At 69.2% G+C, this 11,874-nt stretch carries 11 protein-coding genes; 3 read left to right on the top strand and 8 right to left on the bottom strand.

Features of this window, described 5'->3' with window-relative positions; translation table 11 throughout:
• Position 1 precedes the first annotated feature (1 nt).
• Together KE274_RS08935 and KE274_RS08930 are read right to left on the bottom strand one after the other, a co-directional pair.
• Positions 2-1,606, bottom strand: a complete 1,605-nt coding sequence (locus tag KE274_RS08935) for an ABC transporter permease subunit (RefSeq protein ID WP_211542932.1) — start codon at positions 1,604-1,606, stop codon at positions 2-4.
• A gap of 73 nt (positions 1,607-1,679) precedes the next feature.
• Positions 1,680-2,888 (bottom strand): sugar ABC transporter substrate-binding protein, encoded by a 1,209-nt coding sequence (locus tag KE274_RS08930; RefSeq protein WP_211542931.1) that lies wholly within the window; start codon positions 2,886-2,888, stop codon positions 1,680-1,682.
• A 189-nt stretch (positions 2,889-3,077) separates the two neighbouring features.
• Here KE274_RS08930 and KE274_RS08925 point away from each other — a divergent pair, with 189 nt between their 5' ends.
• On the top strand, positions 3,078-3,566 hold the full coding sequence (locus tag KE274_RS08925) for a YajQ family cyclic di-GMP-binding protein (RefSeq protein ID WP_211542929.1): 489 nt from the start codon (positions 3,078-3,080) through the stop codon (positions 3,564-3,566).
• Between the two features lie 412 nt (positions 3,567-3,978).
• Positions 3,979-4,611, top strand: coding sequence for a GntR family transcriptional regulator (locus KE274_RS08920; protein WP_211542928.1), 633 nt, complete (start codon positions 3,979-3,981; stop codon positions 4,609-4,611).
• Here KE274_RS08920 and KE274_RS08915 read toward each other — a convergent pair.
• The 6 genes from KE274_RS08915 to KE274_RS08890 form a co-directional block, all read right to left on the bottom strand.
• Positions 4,602-5,612 (bottom strand): alpha/beta hydrolase, encoded by a 1,011-nt coding sequence (locus KE274_RS08915; RefSeq protein ID WP_211542926.1) that lies wholly within the window; start codon positions 5,610-5,612, stop codon positions 4,602-4,604. The two genes, KE274_RS08920 and KE274_RS08915, sit on opposite strands and share 10 nt — an antisense overlap.
• Positions 5,613-5,649: 37 nt before the next feature.
• Positions 5,650-6,681, bottom strand: coding sequence for a hypothetical protein (locus tag KE274_RS08910; RefSeq protein ID WP_211542924.1), 1,032 nt, complete (start codon positions 6,679-6,681; stop codon positions 5,650-5,652).
• 63 nt (positions 6,682-6,744) lie between these two features.
• Positions 6,745-8,118, bottom strand: coding sequence for an FAD-dependent oxidoreductase (locus KE274_RS08905; protein ID WP_211542921.1), 1,374 nt, complete (start codon positions 8,116-8,118; stop codon positions 6,745-6,747).
• 55 nt (positions 8,119-8,173) lie between these two features.
• Positions 8,174-9,235, bottom strand: a complete 1,062-nt coding sequence (locus KE274_RS08900) for a polyprenyl synthetase family protein (RefSeq protein ID WP_211542920.1) — start codon at positions 9,233-9,235, stop codon at positions 8,174-8,176.
• 43 nt (positions 9,236-9,278) lie between these two features.
• Positions 9,279-9,938 (bottom strand): class I SAM-dependent methyltransferase, encoded by a 660-nt coding sequence (locus KE274_RS08895; protein ID WP_249186255.1) that lies wholly within the window; start codon positions 9,936-9,938, stop codon positions 9,279-9,281.
• Between the two features lie 56 nt (positions 9,939-9,994).
• Positions 9,995-10,558, bottom strand: coding sequence for a DUF402 domain-containing protein (locus KE274_RS08890; protein WP_211542916.1), 564 nt, complete (start codon positions 10,556-10,558; stop codon positions 9,995-9,997).
• 54 nt (positions 10,559-10,612) lie between these two features.
• On the opposite strand from KE274_RS08890, the gene KE274_RS08885 reads away from it, so the two are divergent.
• Positions 10,613-11,866, top strand: a complete 1,254-nt coding sequence (locus KE274_RS08885) for an isochorismate synthase (RefSeq protein WP_211542914.1) — start codon at positions 10,613-10,615, stop codon at positions 11,864-11,866.
• Positions 11,867-11,874 lie beyond the last annotated feature (8 nt).

Here is an 11,874-nt window from a genome sequence, read left to right as displayed (position 1 = left end):
GTCAGTTCAGCTCCTCGAGAGCCTTGGTCTTGCGGAAGCTGATGATCGAGATCGTCGCGACCACGATGAAGATCAGGATCGTGAACGCCGAAGCGAGACCGTAGTCGCGGGTCTGCCCGGTGAACGCCACCTTGTAGACCATCGAGATCAGGATGTCCGTGTGGCCGACCGGGATCGAGACGTCACTGAACCGCGGTCCACCCTTGGTGAGCATGTAGATCAGGTTGAAGTTGTTGAAGTTGAACGCGAACGAGGAGATCAGCAGCGGCGCGACCGTCACGAGCAGCAGCGGCAGCTTGATGCGCCGGAAGATCTGCCACGCGTTCGCCCCATCCATCACGGCCGCCTCGTTGACGTCGTCCGGAATGCCCTGCAGCGCGCCCATGCACACCAGGAACATGTACGGGAATCCGAGCCACAGGTTCACCAGGAGCACGGACACCTTGGCCAGCGTCGGATCCGTGAGCCACGGGATCGCCGCTCCCCCGAAGAGCACCTGGTTGATGAACCCGAAGCTCTCGTTCATCATGCCGGCCCACACGAGGGCCGAAAGGAACGCAGGGAACGCGTACGGCAGGATCAGGATGATCCGGTACCCGTTACGGAACCGCATCCGGGTGTTGTTGAACACCAGGGCGAGCAGCAGCCCGAGGAAGAAGGTGGACGCGACGGAGACGAGGGCGAAGACGAACGTCCAGATCGTGACCGAGATGAGCGGGCCGCGGATCGAGGAGTCGGTCACGGCTCTTACGAAGTTGTCGAAGCCGACCGTGGTCTGCCACCCGGGCAGCAGCTGCTCGCCATCCTCCGCCGTGAAGGCGCCCTCCCCCGTATCGCGGTACACCGTTCCCGTGTCCGTGTCGGTGATGGTGTCGGCTTCTGCGTCGTACTCGAGCGTGGAGACGTACAGGTACCCCTTCTGACCGTCCGGTGCGCGGAGGCTCCCGTCGTTCGGGTCGTCGCTGAACGGCACCGAGAGCTGCTCCAGCTGGTCTGACAGGCTGAACACCGTCGCGAGGGGAAGCGTCGTCCAGCCGTCGACGGCGATCGCCTGGCCGCCCTGGAACTCGGCATCGACCTCGTGGAGCGGCTCGTCCGCCGTGCCGAGCAGCGCATCGCCGGTGTCAGGGTCGGTCACCAGCAAGCCGTACGTGCCGAGCTGCTCGACCACGGTCACCGGGTAGGTCGGCGAGTCCTCGACGCGTTCCTGCGCGGATGCCAGCAGCGAGGAGATCGCCTGTTCTTTCGTGCCGTTGTGGCCCGTGCCGTAGTTCGTGAATCCGATGTACCCCGTGTAGAGCAGCGTGAAGACCTGGAACAGGACCAGGAAGATGATGCCCGGGGTCAGATACTTCGCCGGAACGTGTCGGCGGGAGAAGTAGATGTAGTTGACGAGGATGGTGACCAGGACGACGATCCCGAGGATCAGCCATTCGCGGTGCGTGAACAGCACGAAAGCGGCGTAGACCGCGATCGCGTCGACGATGGCCAGCAGCAGGATCTTCAGCAGCATCCAGCCGATCGGCCGGGAGGCGGCTTCCGCGATGGCAGCGGCCTGGCGCTGTCGGGAGGTCGGAGGCGTCGTGCGCTCTTCGGTGTCTGTCATGTCGTCCTCGTCATGATCCTGCCGAGGCGGGCGAGACGGCCCGCCCCGGCAGGGTCGATTCCCCGAAGGGGTGTTACTTGATCGCGGCGGTCACGTCGTCGACGAGCTTCTGCCACGTCGCCTTCGGGTCTGCGCCGTTGATGATGGCGGCCTCGGCCACACCCCAGTACTGCCACACGGCACCCATGGCCGGGATGGCCGGCATCGGCACCGCGTCGGCGCCGACGGCCTGGAAGCCGGCGATGATCGGGTCGGACGCCGCGGAGTCCGCAGCCGCCGTGAGCGCCGGAAGCACGTTGCCCGCCTTGAACAGGGAGAGCTGCACGTCTTCCGTGCCGATGTAGTTGACGAGGAAGTCGTTCGCGGCGACCTTGTTCTTCGACTCGGCGCTCACGAAGAAGCCCTTCACGCCCGCGAACGGCGAAGCGGTCTGGCCGGTCGGGCTCGGGATCGGGTCGATCGCGACGTTGATGCCGGCGTCGGTGGCAGCCCCGACGTTCCACGGACCGGTGAGCCAGAACGCGGCGGTGCCGTCGAGGAACTGCTGCTTGGCGATCTCGCCGTCGACGTCGGTGTTGAGCGTGCCTGCCGCTCCCTGGGCCGCGAGCCAGTCGGCGAAGGCGAAGCCGCCCTCGCTGCCGAGCTGCAGGTCTGCCGGGTCGTAGCTTCCGCTGTCGTCGGTGCCGAAGACCGGGGCGCCGAACGCCGTCTGGAACGGGTACAGGTGGTACGGGTTGCCCTCGGTGCCCTGCTCGACGACGAACTTGCCCTTCGACACCATGTCGTCGAAGCTGGTCGCGGCCTGGGGCACGAGGTCGGCGTTGCGGAGCACGGCGATGTTCTCGACCGCGTACGGGAGCATGTAGACCGTGCCGTCATAGGTGGCGGCCTGGAGCGCCACCGGAAGGTAGTCCTCCGAGCTGTCGCCGAGCTCGATCGGTGCGACGACGCCGTTCGTCGACAGTTCGCCGAGCCAGTCGTGCGCGCCCATCACGATGTCGGGCCCCTTGCCGGTCGGGACCTGCTGGATGAAGTCGTCCTTCATGTCGTCCACGGACTTGCCCACCAGGTCGACCTTGACGCCCGTCTTGTCCTGGTATGCGTCGGCCGCGCCCTGGAGAGCGTCGACTCGCTCGGCGTCGACCCAGACGGTGAGCGAGCCGCTGCTGTCGCCACCGGAAGAGGATCCGCCGCTGGTCCCCGTGGAGCAGCCGGCAAGCGTCAGAGTCGAAACGATGGCGAGCGCGCCCGCGGCGAGCACGCCCCTCTTGTTCACCTTCATTGGTGTGTGCCTCTCTCAATGCTGTTCAACCTGCAAGGACTGCAAGCGCTTACAGTATGCATCGTTCAGAAGCGGGTTCGCAATCGAGAACGACGTCGATACCAACCTGTGATGGGCCCCGCGAAGGAGGCCCGAACTGGAAGCGCTTCCACCGAGGCGGGGAGAGGGGGCGCTCGATACACTGCCTGTATGGCTGACAGCTCGTTTGACATCGTCTCGAAAGTGGATCATCAGGAGGCCGAGAACGCCCTGAACCAGGCGCGGAAAGAGGTCGAGCAGCGCTATGACTTCAAGGGCACCGGGGCGTCGATCGCGTGGAGCGGCGAGCAGATCCTGATCACCGCGAACTCGGAGGAGCGGGCGAAGGCTGTGCTCGACGTCTTCCAGTCCAAGCTCATCAAGCGAGGCATCTCCCTGAAGAGCCTCGACTCGGGTGAGCCGTTCGCGAGCGGCAAGGAGTTCCGCATCGTCTCGAGCCTCAAGGACGGCATCTCCTCGGAGAACGCGAAGAAGATCGGCAAGATCATCCGGGACGAGGGCCCGAAGGGCGTCAAGAGCCAGATCCAGGGTGACGAGCTGCGCGTGCAATCCAAGAGCCGCGACGACCTCCAGGCGGTGATCGCGCTCCTGAAGGGCTCCGACCTGGACATCGACCTGCAGTTCGTCAACTACCGCTAGGTCGCACGACTCAGAGGGGATCCGGCACCGTGTGCCGGATCCCCTCTCTCGTGCGCCGATCGATTTCCCCGGTGAACGCATATCGAAATATCGGTGTGCCTGACGAAGACTGGAAGCGGTCCCGACTCGTCGGGACCACGGACGCCATCGTCGCGCGACACCCGCGTGCGACGATGCGCTCGGGAATCGCAGGCGCTCTCGTGGGGACGAAAGCGCGGCATCTCGAGTCCGCGTCCTCCCGGTCCGATGCCGTCCGCGCCATCGGTGAAGGGAACGAATGTACGGCTCACCGGCCCGCTGCACGCCCCCACGCACATCGGATCACCGGTGAGAAAGATCGGCACGAACCGCCGCTCCCGCACCGCGGTCGAGAGCGAGGCTCGTGCCAACAAGCGAAACTGGGGGCTGGTCCATGGGGCACGTCGATACGAAGACCATCGGGGAGAGCAAGCAGCTGCTTGCCGACGAAGTCTTCCACCACATCGGAAAACTGATCGTCGAGGGTGAACTGAACGAAGGCGAACGCATCCGCGATGTGGACGTCGCGGATGAGCTGCACGTCTCGCGTACTCCGGTTCGCGAAGCGCTGCAGCGACTGGAACGGCTCGGCCTCGTCACCATGTACCCGAGCAGATACACCGAGGTGACCGAAGTCACCTCGGCGGTCGTGACGCAGTCGCTCGAGTTCGCGGGCTACCAGGCCGGCATCGCCGCCCGCATGGCCGTTCCCCGGCTCAGCCCCGCGGAACGCCAGCAGGTGGTGCGCCTCATGGCGGACGTGCGTCATTCGCTGCGAGACGCCGCATCGACCTCCCCCTCGCGGTGGGCGGTGTTCGCATACCTCGCCGACCACAGCGGGAACCACCAGCACCGCATGCTGATCGACGACGTCGACGTCGCGCTCGCCCGCAACCTCCGCGCGTGGGTGGTTCCGCGCGGCGATCGCGAGCGCATGCGACAGGTGTACGACGACTTCGAGGCAGCCGTCGTGCGTGGAGACGGAGACGAGGCCGAGCGCCTCGCCCGCGCCATGTACTACGTGTGAGAGGCGCGCCAGCCCACGACCCACCGGTGAAGACGTCGATACGCGTCTTCTCGCGCTTCGTGGCGTGAGAGGAACACGTCGTGCAGGGCACCGTCGATGCGCTCGACGGTCACGGTCGAGCCCAGACGAAGCGCGGCACGGGCGATGTCATCGACCACGAGCACCGAGTCCGCGGACGTGAGGTCGTCCGACCACCGCGTGGGCGGGGCGAAGCGCGCGGACAGCAGGACGCACACCGGCGCCTCGATGGACAGGCCGGCCGCCACGGTGCGGTGACCAGACAGGATGGCGTTCAGCCACCCGGCGTACACGGCCATGGTCTGTACCGGCCGCCAGGCCAGGTTCACGTCCATCGGGTCGTCCGGATCGGCGACCTCCTGCTGGGCGCGCGTGTAGAAGCCGAGGTCGACCTGGGGTGCCGCGTCGAGCGGCCGAATGCGGGCCTGCAGCTCGACCATCGGGGCGATCGCCGCGCGCACCGGTGCGAACTGGAACTCCAGCCAGGGGCTGTTCAGGATGAGCGCATCGGCCGCGTGCGGATGCCGCGACGCCCACAGGCTCAGGGTGAGCCCACCCGTCGAGTGACCGAGGAGGATCAACCGCCGCGCGGACTCCTCTCCCCCGTCGCCGCGGCCCATCGCGGCCAGCGCGGCCGCGATGTCCTCGTCGTAGGTCGCCAGATCCGTGATGTAGCCCGGCGTCTGCCCCTCCCGCAGGCTCCGGCCGTACTTGCGCAGATCCAGCGCGAAGAAGCGCGCCCCGCGCGCGGTCCAGAAGCGGGCCAGACGCTTCTGGAAGAAGTAGTCCGACCACCCGTGCACGTACAGCACGTCCACGCCGCCCAGCAGCCGACGACGCCCGCGTGCGCGCTCCCACCAGCCGCCGGGCGCCGGAAGCGCACGCACGAGTGTGGCGACCACGGGCCCCTGCTCGTCAACGCCCAGGTCGAGCGTCAGCTGCTCGAACTCCTCGCCCAGCACATCCGGGACCCAGTCGGCCATGCGTCTCCCCCCGTCGCCGCCAGGCTAGCCCACGGCGCTACTGACCCCCGGGACGGCTGACTCCGAAGTTCTCCACGATGGTCGTCGCCAGCGGCGCGAGGTCGCTGATGCCGGACCCCTGGAACGTGGTCAGACGCAGCCAATCCGTCCCGACGAGGACGTCGAGCACCGTCCGACCCTGCTCGTCCACGCCCGTCAGCGCCGCATCCGCACCCGCGACCTCGACCGGCTCCTCGCCCTCGATCCGCTCGAACGCCCATGCGCCGCCCGGCAGAGACGTGAGCATCAGGTAGCCCTGCGCGCTGTACTCGTCTTCACCCGAGGCGTAGTAACAGATACGGGAGCCGTTGATCGTCTGATACACCTCGCTCGGGATCGACCACCCGCCGAACTGGTTGATCAGGTGCACCTCGGCGCCGAGCTCCTCACCGAGCTCGACGTCGGTGAGGAGCCGCGAGCACTCCACCCCCACGATCTCGCTCTCCGTCGTCTCCACGTCGCGCAGCGAGGCCGCGGCGGCTGCACCGAGGCGACGGAGTCCGGCCTCGATCGCCTCCGCATCATCGGGGCCGAGTGCCTCATCGCGGGCCGCGCCGGACACCAGCACGTCGCCCTCCACGACCTGGAAGAAGCAGTACCCGCCAACCTCGCAGCGGGCTTCCTCGCCGGCGTACCCGCCGCGCGACTCCGCCCCGGCCGTCAGAGCCGCGGCCCCCGGAGCCATCGAGACCTCCCAGTTGCGCTCGGTCGTTCCCGCGGAGCACGCGATGCCGCCCGCCCGTTGGAACATGTGCTGCGCCGGGCCCGGATACCAGTTCGGCGCCGACCACACCCCGAGCACTTCGGCCACCGCTCCGGCCTCGGAACCCGTCGCGGTCGCCATCTCCGCCGCGACGTCGTTGCAGGTCACGTCGAAGGCCGGAGTGGGGGCGACGATCGGCTCCGCGGTCGGCGTCGGCGACGCGGACGGCGACGGCGTCGACGTCTCCGTGGGCTCGGGCTCGGGAGCGCATCCGGTCAGCAGCAGCACAGTGATGGCCGCGAGGGCCAGGAGGGGGCGGTGTCGCATGCCGCCAGCCTAGGGTGATCCACGTGGCGCACCGCGGAGCGCGCTACCGCGATTCGCGAGGGTTCACTCGCCGCGCGACACCCGCACCATCTCCTCGCGCGGCACGACCTTCACGCGGGCACGCTCCTGCGGAGCTCCCAGCGCGATCTCGTGCTCGTCGAGACGGTGCCAGCCGTCGAGGTCGGTCCACGCGACGCCGCGCTCCGCCAGCAGCGCCGGGATCGCGTCTTCGGACGGGTCCTCCGGGTGCCACCAGGAACCCTGGTCGTTGATGACGTGGCGGACCGTCTCCATCGCGTCGGACTTCGTGTGCCCGATCAGGCCCACCGGGCCGCGCTTGATCCACCCCGTGGCGTACACGCCGGGCACGCGCTCGTTGGAGTCCTTCGCCAGCACCTGACCCTCGCGGTTCGGGATGACCCCGTGCTTCTTGTCGAACGGAACGCCTGGAAGCGGGGAGCCGAAGTACCCGATCGCGCGGTACAGCGCCTGCACCGGGACCTCACGCAGCTCACCCGTGCCGATCGCGCCGCCCTGCCCGTCGGGCTTCGTGCGCTCGTACACCAGAGCGGCGACGCGGCCCTGCTCGTCCTTGCGGACCTCGACCGGCTTCGCCCAGAAGTGTAGATGCAGTCGGCGGGAGGCCGTGCCACCCGCGTTGTTGACCGAGTCGCGCGTGCGCCACGACTGCAGGATGCGGTCGATCACCATGACCTGCTTGTTGCTGGAGATCGCGTCGCGCGCCGCCTCGTCGTAGTCGAAGTCCTCGTCGTACACGACCATGTCGACGTCGCGCAGCTCGCCGAGCTCGCGCAGCTCCAGCGGCGTGAACTTCACCTGCGCAGGGCCACGGCGACCGAACACGTGCACGTCGGTCACCGCGCTCGCCTTCAGGCCCTCGTACACGTTCTCCGGCACCTCGGTCACCAGCAGATCCTCGGCGTGCTTGGCGAGCATGCGCGAGACGTCGAGCGCCACGTTGCCGTTGCCGAGCACCGCCACCGACTCCGCATCGAGCGGCCACTCGCGCGGCACGTCGGGGTGCCCGTCGAACCAGCTGACGTAGTCGGCCGCGCCGTACGAGCCGATCGCGTCGATCCCGGGGATGTCGAGGGAGGTGTCGCGGATGGCGCCGGTCGCGAAGATCACCGCGTGATAGTGACGCTTGAGGTCCTCCAGCGTGATGTCCTCGCCGAAGCGGACATTGCCGAACAGGCGGATGTCGCCGCGGTCGAGCACATCGCGCAGCGCCGTGATGATGCCCTTGATGCGCGGGTGGTCGGGCGCGACCCCGTATCGCACGAGACCGTACGGCGCCGGAAGCTGCTCGAACAGGTCGATCGAGACGTCGAACTTGCGCTCGGCCTTCAGCAGGATGTCCGCTGCGTAGATGCCGGCGGGGCCGGCGCCGACGATGGCCAGTCGAAGCTTGGTCATGAGGTCCTTTCGTATGCCGTCACCGGCGTCGCACGGCGCGAGGCCGCACGCCGCGTCAGCTCGAGCGCTCGGCGAGGGTCTCGGCGAATCGGGTCAATGCCTCGCGCACGGTGCCGCGCGGGAGGGGACCGAGGGCGTCGATCGCCTCCTGGGTCCATGCGTGCGCGAGCTCGAGGGTCTTCTGCGTGACCGGGTGGTCGCGCAACTCGTCCAGGGGGCCGTCGAGGATCGCGGGATCGGCGCCGTCCGCGATCAACGCCACGCCGTCGTCGATCCGAGCCGCCAGATCCTCCGCCACCGCGTCCTTCTGCGCCTTCAGCAGCAGGTAGGGCATGGTCGGCACGCCGGCGCGCAGATCGGTACCGGGAACCTTGCCGGTCTCCTCCGGCTTCGCCGACAGGTCGATCACATCGTCGAGCAGCTGGAACGCGACGCCGATCTTCTCTCCGTAGACGCGCAGCGGCTCCTCGTACTCGGCCGGCGCGTTCGAGAAGATCACTCCGCCCTGCGTCGCCGCCGCGATCAGCGACCCGGTCTTGTCCGCCAGGACCTGGATGTAGAACGCGATCGGGTCGTCCTCGGGCTGCGGGCCCAGAGTCTCGTGCATCTGCCCGAGCACGAGACGCTCGAACGTGTCGGCCTGCAGACGGATGGCGCGGTCGCCGAGCCGCGACATGAGCTGGCTGGCGCGCGAGAACAGGATGTCGCCGGTGAGGATGGCGATGTTGTTGCCCCAGACCGCATGCGCGGCCGGAACGCCGCGACGGCGGTCGGCACCGTCCATGACGTCGTCGTGGTACAGCGACCCGAGGTGCGTGATCTCGAGCGCCTTCGCGACGTCGATCACCTCACGGGTGTTGCCGTCGCCGAGCTGTGCGGCGAGAAGAGTGAGCACGGGGCGGATGCGCTTGCCGCCCGCCTCGTACAGGTACCGGCTGGCGGCATCGGCCAGCGGATCCGCGACCCGGACGTCGTCCGCGAGACCGGTCTCCACCAGCTCGAGCCCGTCTTCGATCGTGCGGGCCACCCGACGCGCGGCGGGGCCGATGAACACGCGATCGCTGAAGCCGAGACGGCTCGCCAGTCGCGAACCCGGGGGGTGGGGGCTCGAAGTCACGCTCCCAGCCTACCCGCGTCGGATGTCGCGGTTCGCGCCGTGCTCACGCGGGCTTGCGCGCGCGGTGCAGCGCGACGATGCCGAACGTGAGGTTGCGGTACGCGACGTCCTGCCATCCCGCCTCGCGGATCCACGCGGACAGGCGCTTCTGGTCGGGCCACTCGCGGATGGACTCGTTCAGATAGTCGTACGCGTCGCCGTTCGTCCCGGCGACCCTGGCCACGCGCGGCAGCACCTGCGCGTTGTAGAAGCGGTAGGCCCCACGGAACAGCTTGCCCGGCGGGGTCGAGAACTCGTTGATCACCAGCCGGCCGCCGGGCTTGGTCACGCGGTACAGCTCGCGCAGCGCCTTCTTCGGGTCGTTCACGTTGCGCAGGGCATACGACATCGTGACCGCATCGAACTCGTCGTCCGCGAACGGGAGGTCGGTGGCATCGGCCTGCACGAACGACAGGTTGCGCATCGCCCCGTGACGACGACGACCCTCCGCGAGCATGCCGGGCGAGAAGTCGGCCGCCACGACCTGCGCGCCACTGCGGGCCAGCGACGCCGACGACGACGCGGTGCCCGCTCCGAGGTCGAGGATGCGCTCACCCGGACGGGGCGCGACGGCCCGCGTGGTCGCCGCACGCCACAGCGCGTCGTTCCCGAACGTCATGGCCGTGTTCGTGCGGTCGTAGCCCGCCGCGACCTGATCGAACATGCCGCTCACGCGGGCGGGGTCCTTGCCAAGGTCGGCGCGGTTCTTCTCGTTCGGGGTCACGCGTTCAGTCTAGGCGCGAGGTCGAGTGCCTCCAGCCGGTCGAGCCAGACATCCGCAGTGGCATCGTCGAACGGCGCGACCCGCCCCCGCACCCGCTCCTCCAGGTCGAGCGCCAGGGCCTCCAGGTGGGTCATGACGTCGGCGGGGTACCCGTACGCGGCGCTGTGCTCGGCCCACTCGTCGCGGTCGTCGACCCAGGTGCCCCGCTCCCCCTCGACGCGCACGACGTCGAGATCCATGTCGATCCCCGTGACCAGGAGCGGATCGTCGGACCACCGCACCTCCCAGCCCAGGTCGATGTAGATGCGCATACCGCGCGGATGCCGCCGGTTGACGGTCAGCGCGAAGTCGCGGCTCGGCGGGACCAGCGTGACGTTGGGCGTCGCGGCGTGGAACTGCGCACCCGGCCGGATGCTGTGCCAGCCGGTGGGCTGCCCGACCCAGTCACCCCACCCGTCGGACCCGAGGTAGACGCACTCGTGGCGCCAGTGCGGAGACCCGTCCCACTTGCGCCACTGGAAGATCATCTCGGTGCCGGATGCGGGGCGGGCGTCGCTCATCCGCCCACCCTACGACGCGGGATCGCCTCGGGCGCCGCGGCCTAGGCTGGACACGTGCATCACACCCACCTGGTCGTGGAGACCCGACAGATCGACCCGGTCGAAGACCTCCTCGCCTACGCCGACCCCGCACGCCCCCTCGCCTGGCTCCGCCGCGGAGACGGGATCGTCGCGGTCGGCGAGCCGTTCGCCGAGATCCGCCCGACCGCCGAGCCGGGGCAGACGCGCCTCGAAGCCCTCGCGACCCTCTGGCGCGGCATGTCCGCGGAGGCCGAGGTCTCCGACCCCGTGCGCCTCCCCGGCACCGGGCTCGTGGCGTTCGGCGCCTTCACGTTCGACCCGTCGTCCACCGCCGACAGCGTGCTGACGATCCCGTCGCGCGTGCTCGGCCGCCACGGGGATCGCTTCTGGGAGACGCGCATCCGCCTGGCCACGGACACGTCGCACGCTCCCGCGCTCCAGACCCGCCCGTACGGCCCGCACTGGGCGGGCACGGTCGGCCCCGGCGCACAGACCCCGCAGGGCTACCAGGACTCGGTCCGCGCCGCCCTCGAGCGCATCGCGGACGGAGAGCTCAGCAAGGTCGTGCTCGCGCGCGACCTCCGCGGCACGGTCCCCGCCGGCTCCGACCTGCGCCGCCTCGTACGGGCGCTCGCGACCGGCTACCCCGACACGTGGGCATTCGCGGTCGACGGACTCATCGGCGCGAGCCCGGAGACCCTCGTGACCGTGCAGGACGGCACCGTCACGGCCCGCGTGCTCGCCGGAACCATCGGCCGCGGTGCCGACGCCGACGCCGACACGGCCGCGTCGACCCACCTGGCCTCCAGCATCAAGGACCTCGACGAGCACCAGTACGCGGTGCAGAGCGTGCTCACGGAACTGCGGCCGCACACCAGGGCCCTCGCCGCGAGCGAGCAGCCGTTCCTGCTCAAGCTGCCCAACCTGTTCCACCTCGCGACCGACGTGGAGGGCGAGCTCGAGGACGGGAAGACGGCGCTCGACCTCGTGTGTGCACTGCACCCGACCGCGGCCGTCGCCGGCACCCCCACCGCCGCCGCCATCTCCGCCATCCGCGACCTGGAGCCGTTCGACCGCGGACGCTACGCCGGACCGGTCGGGTGGGTCGACGCGGACGGGAACGGCGAGTGGGCGATCGCGCTCCGGTGCGCGCAGTTCACGGCGACCGCGGGCGCCATCGGGGTGACCGCCTACGCCGGGGCCGGGATCGTCGCCGGGTCCGACCCCGAGAGCGAACTGCTGGAGACCCGCGTCAAGTTCCGCCCGCTGGTCGACGCGCTCGCCTGACCGCGGCC

The organism is Microbacterium paraoxydans (assembly GCF_018224615.1).
Lineage (GTDB): Bacteria > Actinomycetota > Actinomycetes > Actinomycetales > Microbacteriaceae > Microbacterium > Microbacterium paraoxydans_B.
This window is presented reverse-complemented; position numbering and strand designations above follow the sequence as displayed.

What these genes read in the sequence shown, in the direction of transcription:
- KE274_RS08935 (WP_211542932.1), bottom strand. Translation starts at nt 1,606, where the DNA reads ATGACAGACACCGAAGAGCGCACGACGCCTCCGACCTCCCGACAGCGC.
- KE274_RS08930 (WP_211542931.1), bottom strand. Translation starts at nt 2,888, where the DNA reads ATGAAGGTGAACAAGAGGGGCGTGCTCGCCGCGGGCGCGCTCGCCATC.
- KE274_RS08925 (WP_211542929.1), top strand. Translation starts at nt 3,078, where the DNA reads ATGGCTGACAGCTCGTTTGACATCGTCTCGAAAGTGGATCATCAGGAG.
- KE274_RS08920 (WP_211542928.1), top strand. Translation starts at nt 3,979, where the DNA reads ATGGGGCACGTCGATACGAAGACCATCGGGGAGAGCAAGCAGCTGCTT.
- KE274_RS08915 (WP_211542926.1), bottom strand. Translation starts at nt 5,612, where the DNA reads ATGGCCGACTGGGTCCCGGATGTGCTGGGCGAGGAGTTCGAGCAGCTG.
- KE274_RS08910 (WP_211542924.1), bottom strand. Translation starts at nt 6,681, where the DNA reads ATGCGACACCGCCCCCTCCTGGCCCTCGCGGCCATCACTGTGCTGCTG.
- KE274_RS08905 (WP_211542921.1), bottom strand. Translation starts at nt 8,118, where the DNA reads ATGACCAAGCTTCGACTGGCCATCGTCGGCGCCGGCCCCGCCGGCATC.
- KE274_RS08895 (WP_249186255.1), bottom strand. Translation starts at nt 9,938, where the DNA reads ATGTTCGATCAGGTCGCGGCGGGCTACGACCGCACGAACACGGCCATG.
- KE274_RS08890 (WP_211542916.1), bottom strand. Translation starts at nt 10,558, where the DNA reads ATGAGCGACGCCCGCCCCGCATCCGGCACCGAGATGATCTTCCAGTGG.